This is a genomic window from Escherichia sp. E4736 (assembly GCF_005781225.1).
GTDB lineage: Bacteria > Pseudomonadota > Gammaproteobacteria > Enterobacterales > Enterobacteriaceae > Escherichia.
The window spans coordinates 102,968-118,776 of sequence record NZ_VATT01000038.1 but is presented as its reverse complement, the minus strand read 5'-3'; the positions used below and the strand labels follow the sequence as shown (position 1 = coordinate 118,776).

Genomic DNA, 15,809 nt, shown 5'->3' with positions numbered 1-15,809 from the left:
CATCATAAACACAGCCAAAATTAATCAACAGATATGGCCCCGTGATTTTTGTTTCAACACAGCGGACCATTGTCATAACGCGCGCCGTCCAGGCACATACCGTCAAAAATGGCACGATGTAAGTTCATGCCGGAAAAATCCCAGCCGATGAGGCTATCCGTATCAAGATACAGGACGTCATCCGTGACGAAATCGATACGGATCATTTTGTGTTACTCGTCTTCATCCTCAAAACGCGCCACAATCCGCTCACCGGAATGGTTGGCACGCAACTCTTCTGCCACCAGCGCGATGGCCTGACCACTGCTCATCCCCTGTGCCATCAGTTCCTGAATACGCTCAACGGCTTTTTGCTGCTGTTCATGGGTGAGTGAAGGTAAACCTGCAAACATTGTTAACTCCTGCTAAATTGTTGGCGCTAATTATTTCATGCTACCCGGCACATAGCCAGTAGAGTCAGGACTGATGAAGACGTTATCTCCCGCTGTGATTACTTTACCCTGGCGTCAGGACGCCGCTGAATTTTATTTCTCCCGCTTAAGTCACTTGCCGTGGGCAATGCTTTTGCACTCCGGCTATGCCGATCATCCGCATAGCCGCTTTGATATTGTGGTGGCTGACCCCGTTTGCACTTTAACCACTCACGATAATGAAACCGTGGTATGTGAAGGAGAAATCAGCACAACGACCACTGACGATCCGCTCAAAGCGCTCCAGCAGGCACTGGACCGAGCAAACATTCACCCGTCGCATAATGGTGATTTGCCATTTCAGGGCGGCGCACTGGGGCTGTTTGGCTACGATCTGGGCCGCCGTTTTGAGTCACTGCCGGAAGTGGCGCTGAGAGATATCGACCTGCCTGATATGGCGGTTGGTATCTACGACTGGGCGCTGATCGTCGATCACCAGCGCCAGCGTATTTCGCTACTCAGTCATCGTGATATCAATGCTCGTCTGGCGTGGCTGGACAGCCAGCAAATAGCACCACAGCAAGATTTCCAGTTAACATCTGCCTGGCAATCCAATATGAACCGCGAGCAGTATGGCGAGAAATTTCGCCAGGTACAGGAATATCTGCACAGCGGCGATTGCTATCAGGTGAATCTCGCCCAGCGTTTTCACGCGACCTATTCTGGCGATGAATGGCAGGCGTTCGTTCAGCTTAATCAGGCCAACCGCGCACCGTTCAGTGCCTTCCTGCGTCTGGAACAAGGTGTGATTTTAAGCCTTTCACCAGAACGGTTTATTCTTTGTGATGGTGGTGAGATCCAGACCCGCCCGATTAAAGGCACGCTCCCACGCTTGTCCGATCCTCAGGAAGATAGCAAACAAGCTGAAAAACTGGCGAACTCACCGAAAGATCGCGCCGAAAACCTGATGATTGTCGATTTAATGCGCAATGACATCGGTCGCGTTGCTGTACCAGGCTCAGTAAAAGTGCCTGAACTGTTTGTAGTAGAACCCTTCCCTGCCGTGCATCACCTGGTCAGCACCATAACGGCGCAACTACCAGAACAGTTACACGCCAGCGATCTGCTGCGCGCGGCTTTTCCCGGAGGCTCAATCACCGGCGCGCCGAAAGTGCGGGCAATGGAGATTATTGATGAACTGGAACCGCAGCGACGAAATGCCTGGTGCGGCAGCATTGGCTATTTAAGTTTCTGCGGCAATATGGATACCAGCATCACCATCCGCACGCTAACGGCGGTTAACGGGCAGATTTACTGTTCCGCTGGTGGCGGCATCGTTGCTGATAGCCAGGAAGAAGCGGAATATCAGGAAACTTTTGATAAAGTTAATCGTATCCTGAAGCAACTGGAGAAATAAGACGTGGAATACCGTGGCCTGACGCTTGATGATTTTTTATCGCGATTTCAACTATTGCGTCCGCAAATTAACCGGGAAACCTTAAATCATCGTCAGGCTGCCGTGTTAATCCCCATCGTCCGCCGACCGCAACCGGGCTTGCTGCTGACTCAGCGTTCCATTCATCTGCGCAAACATGCTGGACAAGTCGCATTCCCTGGAGGTGCAGTCGATGACACGGACGCGTCAGTTATCGCCGCTGCGCTGCGTGAAGCCGAAGAAGAGGTCGCCATACCGCCTTCAGCCGTTGAGGTTATCGGCGTGTTACCCCCTGTCGATAGCGTTACGGGCTACCAGGTCACTCCCGTGGTCGGCATTATCCCGCCTGATTTACCGTATCGCGCCAGTGAAGATGAAGTCTCCGCAGTATTTGAAATGCCGCTCGCCCAGGCGTTACATTTGGGCCGTTATCATCCTTTGGATATCTACCGCCGTGGCGATTCGCATCGGGTATGGCTTTCCTGGTACGAACAGTATTTTGTATGGGGAATGACCGCAGGCATAATTCGTGAACTGGCGCTGCAAATTGGTGTGAAACCCTGACTATACTTATCTTTACATCTACAAAACACTACTTGAGACAATCATCGCAATATTAGTTAAATCGCGGTTTTTGATTAGTTTAATTCATGTGAATAGTTAAGCCTGTCGCCGCGTTCCCTCTTACACTATGCGCTGTTATTCGTTCGTTACTGGAAGTCCAGTCACCTTGTCAGGAGTATTATCGTGATTAGTCTATTCGACATGTTTAAGGTGGGGATTGGTCCCTCATCTTCCCATACTGTAGGGCCTATGAAGGCGGGTAAACAGTTCGTCGATGATCTGGTCGAAAAAGGCTTACTGGATAGCGTTACCCGCGTTGCCGTGGACGTTTATGGTTCACTGTCGCTGACGGGTAAAGGCCACCACACCGATATCGCCATTATTATGGGTCTTGCAGGTAACGAACCTGCCACCGTGGATATCGACAGTATTCCCGGTTTTATTCGCGACGTAGAAGAGCGCGAACGTCTGCTGCTGGCACAGGGACGGCATGAAGTGGATTTCCCACGCGATAACGGGATGCGTTTTCATAACGGTAACCTGCCGCTGCATGAAAACGGCATGCAAATCCACGCCTATAACGGCGATACAGTTGCTTACAGCAAAACTTATTATTCCATCGGCGGCGGTTTTATCGTCGATGAAGAACATTTTGGTCACGATGCTGCCAACGAAGTGAGCGTGCCGTATCCGTTTAAATCCGCCACCGAGCTGCTGGCATACTGTAATGAAACCGGTTATTCCCTTTCCGGTCTGGCAATGCAGAACGAACTGGCGCTGCACAGTAAGAAAGAGATCGACGAGTATTTCGCTCATGTCTGGCAAACCATGCAGGCATGTATCGATCGCGGCATGAACACCGAAGGCGTATTGCCTGGCCCGCTGCGTGTTCCGCGCCGTGCGTCTGCCCTGCGCCGTATGCTGGTTTCCAGCGATAAACTGTCTAACGATCCGATGAATGTCATCGACTGGGTAAACATGTTTGCGCTGGCAGTTAACGAAGAAAACGCAGCGGGGGGGCGTGTGGTAACTGCACCGACTAACGGTGCTTGCGGCATCGTTCCGGCAGTGCTGGCATACTATGACCACTTTATTGAATCGGTCAGCCCTGATATTTATACCCGCTACTTTATGGCGGCCGGAGCGATTGGCGCACTGTACAAAATGAACGCGTCTATTTCCGGTGCGGAAGTCGGTTGCCAGGGCGAAGTGGGCGTTGCCTGTTCAATGGCTGCGGCGGGTCTTGCAGAACTGTTGGGCGGTAGCCCTGAACAGGTTTGCGTGGCGGCGGAAATTGGCATGGAACACAATCTTGGTCTGACTTGCGACCCGGTTGCGGGTCAGGTTCAGGTTCCGTGCATTGAACGTAACGCTATTGCATCAGTGAAGGCGATTAACGCCGCGCGGATGGCTCTGCGTCGTACTAGTGCACCACGCGTCTCACTGGATAAAGTCATCGAAACGATGTACGAAACAGGAAAGGATATGAACGCTAAATATCGCGAAACCTCACGCGGTGGTCTGGCGATTAAAGTCCAGTGTGACTAATACTTTATCCTCGCCCATCTGCAACGGATGGGCGAATTTATCCTCGCTTTCTCGTCTGCTGTAATTTTCCCCACTACACTTCCACTGTTGCGTCAGGCGTTTGTCGCCATACGCTTACCGGGTGGCCCGCATGCAAAAAGCACAACGGATCATTAAAACCTATCGCCGTAATCGAATGATTGTTTGTACGATTTGCGCACTCTTTACGTTTGTGGCAACACTGAGCGTGCGATTTATTTCACAGCGGAACTTAAATCAGCAGCGGGTAGTGCTCTTTGCCAATCACGCCGTTGAGGAATTAGACAAAGTCCTGCTTCCACTTCAGGCGGGTAACAACGTACTGCTTCCCCTGATTGGACTCCCCTGCTCAGTCGCCCATCTCCCCTTACGCAAACAGGCGGCAAAACTGCAAACTGTACGGTCAATTGGCCTGGTGCAAGACGGCACGCTTTATTGTTCCAGCATTTTTGGTTATCGCAATGTTCCTGCTGAAGATATCCAGGCTGATTTACCCGCGCCGCAGCCCCTTTTACGCTTAACTACCGACCGCGTATTAATTAAAGACAGCCCGGTATTGATTCAGTGGACACCTTTACCGGGCAATGGTCGAGATGGCGTGATGGAGATGATCAACATCGACCTGTTGATGGCAATGTTGCTGGAGCCGCAATTACCGCAAATAAGAACGGCCAGCCTGACGGTAGCCGAACGCCATTTACTCTATGATGATGGTCTGGTTGATTCTTTACCTCCGCTTAATGGCAATGAACGTTACCAGGTTTCATCGCAGAATTTTCCTTTTATCATCAGCGTTAGTGGACCTGGTGCGACAGCGCTGGCGTTGCAATATCTTCCCAGCCAGTTTCCACTAGCGGTACTGTTGAGTTTACTGGTGGGGTACATCGCATGGTTGGCCACGGCCCATAGAATGAGCTTTTCACGCGAGATAAATCTCGGGCTGGCGCAGCGCGAATTTGAGTTATTTTGTCAGCCCCTGCTCAATGCACGCTCGCAGCAATGTATTGGTGTAGAGATATTGCTGCGCTGGAATAATCCGCGTCAGGGATGGATCTCGCCGGATGTTTTTATCCCCATTGCGGAAGAACATCACCTGATAGTGCCGCTTACCCGTTATGTGATGATGGAAACCATCCGTCAACTCCACGTTTTTCCAATGAGCAGCCAGTTCCACATCGGCATTAACGTCGCCCCCAGCCATTTTCGCCGTGGCGTATTGTTAAAAGATCTCAATCGTTACTGGTTTAGTGCTAACCCGATTCAGCCACTAATCCTCGAAATTACCGAGCGCGATGCCTTACTGGATGTTGATTATCGGATTGCCCGCGAACTGCATCGTAAAAACGTCAAACTGGCGATTGATGACTTCGGCACCGGCAACAGTTCGTTTTCCTGGCTGGAAACGTTACGTCCTGACGTGCTGAAAATTGATAAGTCATTTACCGCAGCTATCGGTTCTGACGCGGTTAACTCAACGGTGACCGATATCATCATCGCGCTGGGGCAAAGACTGAATATTGAACTGGTGGCAGAAGGTGTGGAAACGCAAGAACAAGCGAAGTATTTGCGCCGTCATGGCGTGCATATTTTACAAGGGTATTTGTACGCGCAGCCCATGCCGCTGCGTGATTTCCCGAAATGGCTGGCGGGCAGCCAACCGCCGCCCACCCGGCATAATGGGCGCATCACACCCATTATACCGTTACGTTAACGCTTACTCGTCTTCATCGTGCGCCGGTTGCTCTTTAACAATGCGAACCAGATCAACACGATAATCATTGGCTTCTACGATGGTGATATGCAGCGGTCCAACATCGATCACGTCGCCTGCGCGAGGAATGTGACCATTTGCCGAAATTACCAGACCTGCAACCGTCGCAATATCATCATCATCGGTAAGGTGCTCAACATCAAGCGCCTGCTGTAAGGCATGTAAGTCTGTACCACCTTTTACCAGCCAACCGTCGCCATCGATAACAATTTCCGGCGTTTCATCTGCATCCGGGAACTCACCAGCAATGGCTTCCAGTACATCCAGCGGCGTAACCAGACCTTGCACCACACCAAACTCGTTGGTGACGATAACAAAACTACCGCGAGCACGACGCAACACGCCCAGCAGGTTGATCGGGTCGAGGGTTTCCGGAACGATTATCGCCGGAGAAGCCGAAGCAATTGCCGTCACGTCGACACCGACTTCCAGTGCCACCAGCAGTTCTTTGGCACGCACGATACCGATGATTTCATCCAGCTCACCACGACACACCGGAAACAGGCTGTGCGGTGAAGAAAGCAGTTGCTGGCGGATTTCATCAACGCCAAGGTTAGCATCTACCCAACTGATCTCACCGCGTGGCGTCATAATGCCGCGCAGAGAGCGTGACGCCAAAGTCAGTACGCCGTTAATCATATAACGCTCTTCTTCGGCAAAGGCACCTTCTGGAACCGGAATTGGCACCGGGTTATCGGCATCGTGTTGAATGCTTGCCTGACGTTTACCCCCCATCAAACGCAGAATGGCATCGGCGGTACGCGCACGTAGCGGTAAGGTAGACTGATGACGAATAAAGTTACGACGCGCAATCTGGTTAAACACTTCGATGATGATCGAGAAACCAATTGCTGCATACAGGTAGCCTTTTGGAATATGGAAACCAAAACCTTCAGCTACGAGACTCAGACCAATCATCAACAGGAAGCTCAAACAGAGCACTACAACTGTTGGATGCTGGTTAACGAATCGCGTCAGCGGTTTCGATGCCAGCAACATAACTGCCATCGCAATCACTACCGCAGCCATCATTACCGGTAGATGGTTGACCATCCCTACGGCAGTAATCACTGCATCCAGCGAGAAGACAGCGTCAAGGATGACAATCTGTGTGACGACCACCCAGAAACTGGCATAACCTTTACCGTGACCAGAGTCATGATCGCGGTTTTCCAGCCGCTCATGCAACTCGGTTGTCGCTTTGAACAGCAAGAATATCCCCCCGAACAGCATAATCAGATCGCGCCCGGAGAAAGAAAAATCCATTACGGTAAATAGTGGTTTGGTCAGCGTGACCATCCATGAAATCAGCGATAACAGCCCCAGGCGCATAATCAACGCCAGTGACAGCCCCAACAAACGCGCTTTATCACGTTGTTTCGGCGGCAGTTTATCGGCAAGGATGGCGATAAAAACCAGGTTATCGATACCCAGCACGATTTCAAGGACGACAAGCGTGAGCAGCCCCGCCCAAATCGAGGGATCCATTAAGAATTCCATGACAAGCTCCTGCTTAAGGAATAGCTAATCGGCGCCAGAAATAATGCAGGCGAAACGAGAAAATACAAACAAAAGGTGCGGCAAAAAATGCCAGGAAGGCAGGCGCTATATGGCCTGATGCTGAAGTGACGTCGGTGACGATCCATACTGCGGGCTGCAGCCCTATACTCCTTGGTTGTTAAACGGGAGTTAAACATATCAGAGAGATCTCTGATTTGGCAAAGATTTACCTTCCTTTGCAAATGAATGTGACAACATTTTTTACTCTTTCGGAATTTTGTCAATTCAAAGTTAATTTACGGATCTTCATCACATAAAATATTTTTTTCGATATCTAAAATAAATCGCGAGGCACAGGGGGTTTCTGGTTGTAGCCCTTATCTGAATCGATTCGATTGTGGACGACGATTCAAAAATACATCTGGCACGTTGAGATGTTAACAATAATAAGGAGGTAGCAAGTGACCATTGCTATTGTTATAGGCACACATGGTTGGGCTGCAGAGCAGTTGCTTAAAACGGCAGAGATGCTGTTAGGCGAGCAGGAAAACGTTGGCTGGATCGATTTTGTTCCTGGCGAAAATGCCGAAACGCTAATCGAAAAGTACAACGCTCAGTTGGCAAAACTCGACACCACTAAAGGCGTGCTGTTTCTCGTTGATACATGGGGAGGCAGTCCGTTCAATGCTGCCAGCCGCATTGTCGTCGACAAAGAGCATTATGAAGTGATCGCAGGCGTTAACATTCCAATGTTAGTGGAAACGTTAATGGCTCGTGATGATGACCCAAGCTTTGACGAACTGGTAGCACTGGCCGTAGAAACAGGCCGCGAAGGTGTGAAAGCACTGAAAGCGAAACCAGTTGAAAAAGCAGCACCTGCCCCCGCCGCAGCGGCACCGAAAGCGGCTCCTGCACCAGCAAAACCGATGGGACCAAACGACTATATGGTAATTGGCCTCGCGCGTATCGACGATCGTTTGATTCACGGTCAGGTTGCTACCCGCTGGACCAAAGAAACTAATGTCTCCCGTATCATCGTAGTTAGTGACGAAGTGGCTGCGGATACCGTTCGTAAGACACTGCTCACCCAGGTTGCACCTCCCGGCGTAACAGCGCATGTAGTTGATGTCGCCAAAATGATTCGCGTCTACAACAACCCGAAATATGCGGGCGAACGCGTGATGCTGTTATTTACCAACCCGACAGATGTTGAGCGTCTCGTTGAAGGCGGCGTGAAAATCACCTCAGTCAACGTCGGTGGTATGGCATTCCGTCAGGGCAAAACTCAGGTGAATAACGCGGTTTCGGTTGATGAAAAAGATATCGAAGCGTTCAAGAAACTGAATGCGCGCGGTATCGAGCTGGAAGTCCGTAAGGTTTCCACCGACCAGAAACTGAAAATGATGGATCTGATCAGCAAAATCGATAAGTAACGTATTGTGTTGATTATCACTCAGTTTTCACACTTAAGTCTTACGTAAACAGGAGAAGTACAATGGAGATTACCGCTCTTCAAATTGTGCTGGTATTTATCGTAGCCTGTATCGCAGGTATGGGATCAATCCTCGATGAATTTCAGTTTCACCGTCCGCTAATCGCGTGTACCCTGGTGGGTATCGTTCTTGGGGATATGAAAACCGGTATTATTATCGGTGGTACCCTTGAAATGATCGCGCTGGGTTGGATGAACATCGGTGCCGCTGTTGCACCTGACGCCGCCCTGGCTTCTATTATTTCTACCATTCTGGTTATTGCTGGTCATCAGAGCATCGGTGCCGGTATCGCGCTGGCAATCCCTCTGGCAGCAGCAGGCCAGGTGCTGACCATTATCGTTCGTACTATTACCGTTGCCTTCCAGCACGCTGCGGATAAAGCAGCTGAAAACGGTAACCTGACGGCGATTTCATGGATCCACGTTTCGTCTCTGTTCCTGCAAGCTATGCGTGTGGCTATTCCGGCCGTTATCGTTGCGCTTTCTGTTGGTACCAGTGAAGTTCAAAACATGCTGAACGCCATTCCGGAAGTGGTGACCAATGGTCTGAACATTGCCGGTGGCATGATCGTGGTAGTTGGTTATGCGATGGTTATCAACATGATGCGTGCTGGCTACCTGATGCCGTTCTTCTACCTCGGCTTCGTAACCGCAGCATTCACCAACTTTAACCTGGTTGCTCTGGGTGTCATCGGTACCGTTATGGCGGTGCTCTACATTCAGCTGAGCCCGAAATATAACCGTGTCGCCGGTGCGCCAGTTCAGGCTGCTGGTAACAACGATCTCGACAACGAACTGGACTAACAGGTGAGCGAAATGGTTGATACAACTCAAACTACCACTGAGAAAAAACTCACTAAGAGTGATATTCGTGGCGTCTTCCTGCGTTCTAACCTCTTCCAGGGTTCATGGAACTTCGAGCGTATGCAGGCGCTGGGCTTCTGCTTCTCTATGGTGCCGGCGATTCGTCGCCTCTACCCGGAAAATAACGATGCCCGTAAACAGGCGATTAAACGTCACCTCGAATTCTTTAACACCCAACCGTTCGTGGCGGCGCCAATTCTGGGCGTAACCCTGGCGCTGGAAGAACAGCGTGCTAACGGTGCAGAGATCGACGATGGTGCAATCAACGGTATCAAAGTAGGTCTGATGGGTCCGCTGGCAGGTGTAGGCGACCCAATCTTCTGGGGTACGGTACGTCCGGTATTTGCAGCGCTGGGCGCCGGTATCGCGATGAGCGGCAGCCTGTTAGGTCCGTTGCTGTTCTTTATCCTGTTTAACCTGGTACGTCTGGCAACGCGTTACTACGGCGTAGCATATGGTTACTCCAAGGGCATCGATATCGTTAAAGATATGGGCGGCGGCTTCCTGCAAAAACTGACGGAAGGGGCGTCTATTCTCGGCCTGTTTGTCATGGGGGCATTGGTTAACAAGTGGACACATGTCAATATCCCGCTGGTCGTCTCACGCATCACTGACCAGACGGGTAAAGAGCACGTTACCACTGTACAGACCATTCTTGACCAGTTAATGCCGGGCCTGGTACCGCTGCTGCTGACCTTCGCCTGTATGTGGCTGCTGCGCAAAAAAGTGAACCCGCTGTGGATCATCGTTGGCTTCTTCGTCATTGGTATCGCTGGTTACGCTTGCGGCCTGCTTGGACTGTAAGACTGTTGTACACTACCGGGGCCTTTTGGCCCCGTTTTTTTATCTGGAGGATTAATGACAATCACGGAACTGGTGCTGATTCTGTTCATCGCCGCACTGCTTGCCTTTGCGATATACGATCAGTTCATTATGCCCCGCCGCAATGGCCCCACCCTGCTGGCAATTCCTTTGCTGCGGCGCGGCCGCATCGACAGCGTTATCTTCGTCGGGCTGATTGTCATTCTTATCTACAATAATGTGACCAGTCATGGCGCACAAATTACCACCTGGTTATTAAGTGCTCTGGCGCTGATGGGTTTTTATATATTCTGGATCCGCGTTCCGAAGATCATCTTTAAACAGAAAGGTTTTTTCTTCGCCAATGTCTGGATTGAATATAGCCGGATAAAAGCAATGAACTTATCGGAAGATGGTGTCCTGGTTATGCAATTAGAACAGCGTCGGTTGTTAATCCGCGTTCGAAATATCGACGATCTGGAAAAGATTTATAAACTTCTTGTTTCAACTCAATAGGTTATATCTTTAGCCAAAGCTATGTTAAGTGTGTTTTTAATAACCAGACATAGCTTAGGCTATATTACCTCTTCGATCATTTGTTATTTATTTTAACGTTTCATTTATATATAAATCTAAATGAAAATCGTTATCAATGAAGTAATGAAATAATATATTCCAACAGTTGTTTTATATTCTCAAAATATGTTAAGGTTGCGCCCTCATTTGGGGAGTAGCCGATTTCCAGACTCCGGAAATGTACGTGTCAACATACTCGTTGCAAAACGTGGCACGTACGGACTGAACATTTTCAGTCAGGCGAGACCATATGCACATCAATCGCTATGCCTGCATGAGCGCCTCTTGTCGTTCATGTGTGCATGTTTGCGGGGGGCGAAGATGTGTTTTATGGATACCCCGGTCAGGACGTTGTCATGAATATCACTGCTACTGTTCTTCTTGCGTTTGGTATGTCGATGGATGCATTTGCTGCATCAATCGGTAAAGGTGCCACCCTCCATAAACCGAAATTTTCTGAAGCGTTGCGAACCGGCCTTATTTTTGGTGCCGTCGAAACCCTGACGCCGCTGATCGGCTGGGGTATGGGCATGTTAGCCAGCCGCTTTGTCCTCGAATGGAACCACTGGATTGCGTTTGTGCTGCTGATATTCCTCGGCGGGCGAATGATTATTGAGGGTTTTCGTGGCGCAGATGATGAAGATGAAGAACCGCGCCGTCGACACGGTTTCTGGCTACTGGTAACCACCGCGATTGCCACCAGCCTGGATGCCATGGCTGTTGGTGTAGGTCTTGCCTTCCTGCAGGTCAACATTATCGCGACCGCATTGGCCATTGGTTGTGCAACCTTGATTATGTCGACATTAGGGATGATGGTTGGGCGCTTTATCGGCTCAATTATTGGGAAAAAAGCGGAAATTCTCGGCGGGCTGGTACTGATCGGCATCGGCGTCCAGATCCTCTGGACGCACTACCACGGTTAATTTGTTCGCTGCCAGAGGTGAATATTAAAGTCCGTCTGGCAGTCGAATACTTCTTTTGCCGCCAACGTTTGCCAGACATCAGGCTTCGCACGCCAGGCAAACGGCGTCATCTGCAACAATGAAACAGCTTCATCGCCGCGAAGACGCATCGGATACCGCAGTTCATCGCTCTGCTGTAATGCAAAACCTTCCAGTTGTTCAGTATGGGGGGCATGCAGAAGTACTTCGTCGTAAATCAGCCCTTTCAACTCCATTAAATGTCGTGGCCCTGGAGTAACGGTAATTACCCACCCTCCCGGTTTGACGACACGCGCTAACTCTTCTGCTTTGCATGGCGCGTAGATGCGAATAATGGCATCCATACTGGCATCGGCAAAAGGCAGACGGTGGCTGGAAGCGACACAAAAGGTAACCTGTTTATAGCGTTTCGCCGCAGCTTTAATTGCGACCTTAGAGACATCAAGACCAAAGGTTGTCACTACTGGCAAGGCATCGGCAAAAGCATGAGTGTAATACCCTTCCCCACAGCCAATATCCAGTACCGCTGTTGCGTGCTCATTAAGACATCCACGCAATTGAGCGACTATCGCATCACGAAGCGGCTGGTAATGACCGGCATCTAAAAACGCACGTCGCGCCTGCATCATTTCCGCGCTGTCTCCCGGATCGCGGGATCGTTTATATTGAACGGGTAGCAGATTGACATATCCCTCTTTCGCCATATCAAATTGATGCCGCTGCGGACAGATATAGCTATTTTGTTCAAGAGATAGAGGCTGGTGGCAAAGTGGACAGGAAAACGACATGAAAACTCCGGCGGGATACTAAATGCCGCAAGTGTAACGCGAATCGCGCTGCGGGCAAATATTCGAAGATCGTAAGGGAGCATTAAACAAAGTAAAAAGCCTCGCTTTTTCGACGAGGCTTTATAGCGAGATTGAAGTGCGTTAACACTTCAGATCAGTGAATTCGATCAGATAGCGGTTACGTTAACAGCTGCCGGACCTTTCTGGCCGTCCTGAATTTCGAACTCAACGTTCTGGCCTTCGGCCAGAGTTTTGAAGCCATTACCCTGGATAGCGGAGAAGTGTACGAACACATCTTTGCTGCCATCAGCCGGAGTAATGAAGCCAAAACCTTTAGACTCGTTGAACCACTTAACCTGACCTTTAATCTTTGCCATTTGAAAAATTCCTTAGATTGTTTTCTTCGCCCGCAGGCATTACAGAGATAAAACTGACACATTACTGCTTGAGGCACTAATATAAGGTTCGGCAGAGAAGCGGTATTCAACGACAACGTGTTTACTCAGGACTTCTTTACTGAAAATGCCACACATAAACAGAACTGTACCTCGTTTAACCCAAAGCTGTTATCACATACAACGTTAATTATGGCAAGCCATTTTTAAACATGTCTCGATCAGCTGCACAAATCTCGATGCGCCTTCCACTTTTTTTGCACATTTATGCAACGAACTGCGTGTCGATATATCGAGACACTTAAGCATACCAGTACAAACAGATGCCTGAACTGATGTGGTTTCTAACATAGTTCAATAAGTTCTAATCTTCCAGTTCAGAAATACAATTTAATTCCACAATGTGTGTGATATCACTTTTTATACTATGTAATGATAAAGTGTTATATAACTTTATCTCATAAAACAGTCAGTTAACAACATACATAGATGCAATGCCGATGCCATATTCAAAGCATGTTAATAATGTAAAATAAGAAAAAATGATGAATGATAAAAAAATGAGAAGAGAAACGTTTCGCTTATAAACAATGCTATAATTAATCAATATTCCGATGCAAACATCCCAATCAGCAAGTATAAAAAATAACTTTTTCTGATGTCAAAATAAATGAATAAATAACAGAGAAAATAATAAAAATCCAATAAAGGATTAATTTTAATCAATTGCATCATTATAGTGCATGTAAGAATGATGAGATGAGTAACCCATCAACACAGGGTTACTCAAATTGCAGGAAGGATTACCGTTCTGCTACCAGACGAATAATATCTTCATCTTCACCCGTTTTTTGGTTCTCAGTAACCTTTTCATCGGCTTTTTCAGGTGCGTTAGCTTCGCACAAGCGGCGTAACAGTACATTCTGCCGTTTTTGCTGATCCAGTAATGCCTCAAGCAGTTCAACCTGTTCGTTAGTCCGGGAACTGGCTCGGTTGATGAAAAACCACAAGATGAGCCCAATAATAAGAACTACTACCGATACGACCAAAGACGCAATGTTCATCACGCCTGAATTTACAACTTCGTTCATTTAACCACCTCTAAGTAGAGGCGCCATTTTACCACTGCTACGCAGGAAGGAAATCTACTGATGAAAAAATGATATCACCATGGGATGAACTGATTGATGGCACAAATTCCGCTGAAAAATTGCACATCCTGATCGCACATTATGTTGAATACCTGCATCCATAGCAGCAAGAAAGCCAGCACAGCGGCAACCAGAACGACCCATCGAAACTTTTTCACTCCAATCTCCGTTTAACCTATCTTCTGCCTTTAAACTATCATGCGTTAGTTAAACAACGTCTAACCATGTCGATATTCGTGCTTTTTCGGAATGATACGCTTGCTTCAGTCCATATTGCCGCTACGATTAAGCAAACAAAAAGAGAAGAGGTCGTAATGCGATTCATCATTCGCACAATTATCTTGATAGCACTGGTATGGACAGGATTATTACTCAGCGGATATGGCGTTCTGATTGGAAGCAAGGAAAATGCTGCCGGGTTAGGGCTGCAATGCACATATCTCACCGCCCGAAGCACAAGCACGGTGCAATATCTTCATACTAAAAGTGGATTTTTGGGGATTACAGATTGCCCGCTGCTACGTAAAAGCAATATCGTCGTCGATAATGATTGATAGATAACGGTACAAATATCCACATCAAAACTAATGGATATAAAGTATTTTCATCTTCTGCTCGAACGATATCACTATTAACATTATTTAATCCACGCTAAATGAAGAACCTGTCTGAATTTTATGCAGACAGGTTCTTATTTTAATCAGAATGGATAGTCGTGATACCCCATTTGTGCGGATATTTTGCGCGCGGCCGTATGCAACATAGCCACATACTCCTGCAAACGTTCTTCAGAAAAACGCAGCGTCGGGAAGGAAATACTCAAGCCGGCAATCACCACGCCAAAGCGGTCAAACACCGGAACGGCGATGCAGCGCAGCCCTTCTTCCTGCTCTTCGTTATCTTCGCCGTATCCCTGCTCACGGACCTGATCTAACACGGGTAATAACGCCTCTGTGCTAGTGATGGTCCGATCGGTGCTGCGTTTATATTCCACGCCCTCAAGAATTTGCTTCACTTCATCGCGATCGCGCCATGCCAGCAGCACCTTACCAATCGCAGTGCTGTACAGCGGATTACGACGGCCAATCCGTGAATACATGCGCAAATTGTACATAGAGTCAATTTTGTGGATGTAAACGATACTGTCTTCATCCAGTGCGCCAAGATGAATGGTTTCTTTGGTCAAACGGGAGATCTCACGCATCTGGATATCAGCACTGCGAATAAGATCGACGTTTTGTAGCGCACGAGCGCCCAGCTCAAATAATTTCAGGGTCAGAGAGTATTTCTCCGACTCCCCTTCCTGCGCGACATAGCCCAAGGTTTTCATGGTCTGTAAAAAGCGATAAACGGTGCTTTTTGACATCATGACGCGCTGTGACAGCTCGGTTATCCCTATTTCGCGCTCTTCGCCCAGCGCCTGCAAAATGCCAAAAACCTTCAGTACGGAAGATACAGAATCAGGTTGTTTATCCAGATCTGCGTTAGCCATTTATCACCTCATTGCGAGTGTTTTATAAAAATTAGAACTGTTTTTTATTATAATTTCGCGCCA

General features: G+C 48.6%; 20 protein-coding genes. 10 read left to right on the top strand and 10 right to left on the bottom strand.

The window, feature by feature from the left end:
- Positions 1–53 precede the first annotated feature (53 nt).
- Both FEK46_RS20955 and FEK46_RS20950 read right to left on the bottom strand, forming a co-directional pair.
- On the bottom strand, positions 54–206 hold the full coding sequence (locus FEK46_RS20955; protein ID WP_240731140.1) for a hypothetical protein: 153 nt from the start codon (positions 204–206) through the stop codon (positions 54–56).
- Between the two features lie 6 nt (positions 207–212).
- Positions 213–392: a YoaH family protein gene (locus FEK46_RS20950; protein ID WP_000457334.1), complete on the bottom strand. Its 180-nt coding sequence runs from the start codon at positions 390–392 to the stop codon at positions 213–215.
- 73 nt (positions 393–465) lie between these two features.
- Between FEK46_RS20950 and pabB the strand changes: the two genes are divergently transcribed.
- The 4 genes from pabB to FEK46_RS20930 all read left to right on the top strand — a co-directional run bounded on the left by pabB (position 466) and on the right by FEK46_RS20930 (position 5,686).
- Positions 466–1,827, top strand: a complete 1,362-nt coding sequence (gene pabB / locus FEK46_RS20945) for an aminodeoxychorismate synthase component 1 (RefSeq protein ID WP_135559492.1) — start codon at positions 466–468, stop codon at positions 1,825–1,827.
- A gap of 3 nt (positions 1,828–1,830) precedes the next feature.
- The gene (locus tag FEK46_RS20940) at positions 1,831–2,409 is read left to right on the top strand and encodes a CoA pyrophosphatase (protein ID WP_064529235.1); all 579 of its coding nucleotides are present in this window, start codon (positions 1,831–1,833) and stop codon (positions 2,407–2,409) included.
- A gap of 183 nt (positions 2,410–2,592) precedes the next feature.
- A complete protein-coding gene (gene sdaA, locus FEK46_RS20935) occupies positions 2,593–3,957 on the top strand; it encodes an L-serine ammonia-lyase (protein ID WP_135559491.1) in 1,365 nt (454 codons plus the stop codon).
- A gap of 130 nt (positions 3,958–4,087) precedes the next feature.
- Positions 4,088–5,686, top strand: a complete 1,599-nt coding sequence (locus FEK46_RS20930) for a cyclic diguanylate phosphodiesterase (protein WP_135559490.1) — start codon at positions 4,088–4,090, stop codon at positions 5,684–5,686.
- A 3-nt stretch (positions 5,687–5,689) separates the two neighbouring features.
- Here the strand turns inward: FEK46_RS20930 and yoaE are convergent, their stop codons facing one another.
- Entirely contained in the window at positions 5,690–7,246 is a 1,557-nt protein-coding gene (gene yoaE, locus FEK46_RS20925; RefSeq protein ID WP_130208434.1) for a CNNM family cation transport protein YoaE, read from the bottom strand.
- Positions 7,234–7,392 (bottom strand): hypothetical protein, encoded by a 159-nt coding sequence (locus FEK46_RS23960; protein ID WP_276320326.1) that lies wholly within the window; start codon positions 7,390–7,392, stop codon positions 7,234–7,236. Before FEK46_RS23960 ends, yoaE begins: the two co-directional genes overlap by 13 nt.
- A 315-nt stretch (positions 7,393–7,707) precedes the next feature.
- On the opposite strand from FEK46_RS23960, the gene manX reads away from it, so the two are divergent.
- From manX to mntP, 5 genes are all read left to right on the top strand, one after another.
- Positions 7,708–8,679, top strand: coding sequence for a PTS mannose transporter subunit IIAB (gene manX / locus FEK46_RS20920; protein ID WP_130223509.1), 972 nt, complete (start codon positions 7,708–7,710; stop codon positions 8,677–8,679).
- A gap of 62 nt (positions 8,680–8,741) precedes the next feature.
- Complete coding sequence (manY, locus tag FEK46_RS20915; RefSeq protein WP_064529241.1) at positions 8,742–9,542, top strand: PTS mannose transporter subunit IIC; 801 nt, start codon at positions 8,742–8,744, stop codon at positions 9,540–9,542.
- Between the two features lie 12 nt (positions 9,543–9,554).
- Positions 9,555–10,406 carry a PTS mannose transporter subunit IID gene (manZ, locus tag FEK46_RS20910; RefSeq protein WP_130208438.1) on the top strand — a complete coding sequence of 284 codons (852 nt, stop codon included), beginning with the start codon at positions 9,555–9,557 and terminating at the stop codon, positions 10,404–10,406.
- Between the two features lie 54 nt (positions 10,407–10,460).
- Positions 10,461–10,919, top strand: a complete 459-nt coding sequence (locus FEK46_RS20905; protein ID WP_130208443.1) for a DUF986 family protein — start codon at positions 10,461–10,463, stop codon at positions 10,917–10,919.
- Positions 10,920–11,335: 416 nt separating this feature from the next.
- Positions 11,336–11,902, top strand: coding sequence for a manganese efflux pump MntP (gene mntP, locus FEK46_RS20900; protein WP_001353153.1), 567 nt, complete (start codon positions 11,336–11,338; stop codon positions 11,900–11,902).
- On the opposite strand, the gene rlmA is transcribed toward mntP, so the two are convergent.
- From rlmA to mgrB, 5 genes are all read right to left on the bottom strand, one after another.
- Positions 11,899–12,708 (bottom strand): 23S rRNA (guanine(745)-N(1))-methyltransferase, encoded by an 810-nt coding sequence (gene rlmA / locus FEK46_RS20895; protein ID WP_135559489.1) that lies wholly within the window; start codon positions 12,706–12,708, stop codon positions 11,899–11,901. The genes mntP and rlmA overlap by 4 nt on opposite strands.
- A 167-nt stretch (positions 12,709–12,875) precedes the next feature.
- On the bottom strand, positions 12,876–13,085 hold the full coding sequence (cspE, locus tag FEK46_RS20890; protein WP_001062678.1) for a transcription antiterminator/RNA stability regulator CspE: 210 nt from the start codon (positions 13,083–13,085) through the stop codon (positions 12,876–12,878).
- A gap of 39 nt (positions 13,086–13,124) precedes the next feature.
- Positions 13,125–13,241 carry a DUF2627 domain-containing protein gene (locus FEK46_RS20885; protein ID WP_064529246.1) on the bottom strand — a complete coding sequence of 39 codons (117 nt, stop codon included), beginning with the start codon at positions 13,239–13,241 and terminating at the stop codon, positions 13,125–13,127.
- 665 nt (positions 13,242–13,906) lie between these two features.
- Positions 13,907–14,194 (bottom strand): YebO family protein, encoded by a 288-nt coding sequence (locus tag FEK46_RS20880; protein WP_135559488.1) that lies wholly within the window; start codon positions 14,192–14,194, stop codon positions 13,907–13,909.
- Between the two features lie 74 nt (positions 14,195–14,268).
- Positions 14,269–14,412, bottom strand: a complete 144-nt coding sequence (gene mgrB, locus FEK46_RS20875; protein WP_130208449.1) for a PhoP/PhoQ regulator MgrB — start codon at positions 14,410–14,412, stop codon at positions 14,269–14,271.
- Positions 14,413–14,568: 156 nt separating this feature from the next.
- On the opposite strand from mgrB, the gene FEK46_RS20870 reads away from it, so the two are divergent.
- On the top strand, positions 14,569–14,808 hold the full coding sequence (locus tag FEK46_RS20870) for a YobH family protein (RefSeq protein WP_130208729.1): 240 nt from the start codon (positions 14,569–14,571) through the stop codon (positions 14,806–14,808).
- A gap of 146 nt (positions 14,809–14,954) precedes the next feature.
- On the opposite strand, the gene kdgR is transcribed toward FEK46_RS20870, so the two are convergent.
- Positions 14,955–15,746, bottom strand: a complete 792-nt coding sequence (gene kdgR, locus FEK46_RS20865; protein WP_096849880.1) for a DNA-binding transcriptional regulator KdgR — start codon at positions 15,744–15,746, stop codon at positions 14,955–14,957.
- Positions 15,747–15,809: the final 63 nt, after the last annotated feature.

Coding starts and splice junctions, on each gene's coding strand:
- FEK46_RS20955 (WP_240731140.1), bottom strand. CDS start 206: ATGATCCGTATCGATTTCGTCACGGATGACGTCCTGTATCTTGATACG.
- FEK46_RS20950 (WP_000457334.1), bottom strand. CDS start 392: ATGTTTGCAGGTTTACCTTCACTCACCCATGAACAGCAGCAAAAAGCC.
- pabB (WP_135559492.1), top strand. CDS start 466: ATGAAGACGTTATCTCCCGCTGTGATTACTTTACCCTGGCGTCAGGAC.
- FEK46_RS20930 (WP_135559490.1), top strand. CDS start 4,088: ATGCAAAAAGCACAACGGATCATTAAAACCTATCGCCGTAATCGAATG.
- yoaE (WP_130208434.1), bottom strand. CDS start 7,246: ATGGAATTCTTAATGGATCCCTCGATTTGGGCGGGGCTGCTCACGCTT.
- FEK46_RS23960 (WP_276320326.1), bottom strand. CDS start 7,392: ATGGATCGTCACCGACGTCACTTCAGCATCAGGCCATATAGCGCCTGC.
- manY (WP_064529241.1), top strand. CDS start 8,742: ATGGAGATTACCGCTCTTCAAATTGTGCTGGTATTTATCGTAGCCTGT.
- manZ (WP_130208438.1), top strand. CDS start 9,555: ATGGTTGATACAACTCAAACTACCACTGAGAAAAAACTCACTAAGAGT.
- FEK46_RS20905 (WP_130208443.1), top strand. CDS start 10,461: ATGACAATCACGGAACTGGTGCTGATTCTGTTCATCGCCGCACTGCTT.
- mntP (WP_001353153.1), top strand. CDS start 11,336: ATGAATATCACTGCTACTGTTCTTCTTGCGTTTGGTATGTCGATGGAT.
- rlmA (WP_135559489.1), bottom strand. CDS start 12,708: ATGTCGTTTTCCTGTCCACTTTGCCACCAGCCTCTATCTCTTGAACAA.
- cspE (WP_001062678.1), bottom strand. CDS start 13,085: ATGGCAAAGATTAAAGGTCAGGTTAAGTGGTTCAACGAGTCTAAAGGT.
- FEK46_RS20885 (WP_064529246.1), bottom strand. CDS start 13,241: ATGTGTGGCATTTTCAGTAAAGAAGTCCTGAGTAAACACGTTGTCGTT.
- FEK46_RS20880 (WP_135559488.1), bottom strand. CDS start 14,194: ATGAACGAAGTTGTAAATTCAGGCGTGATGAACATTGCGTCTTTGGTC.
- FEK46_RS20870 (WP_130208729.1), top strand. CDS start 14,569: ATGCGATTCATCATTCGCACAATTATCTTGATAGCACTGGTATGGACA.
- kdgR (WP_096849880.1), bottom strand. CDS start 15,746: ATGGCTAACGCAGATCTGGATAAACAACCTGATTCTGTATCTTCCGTA.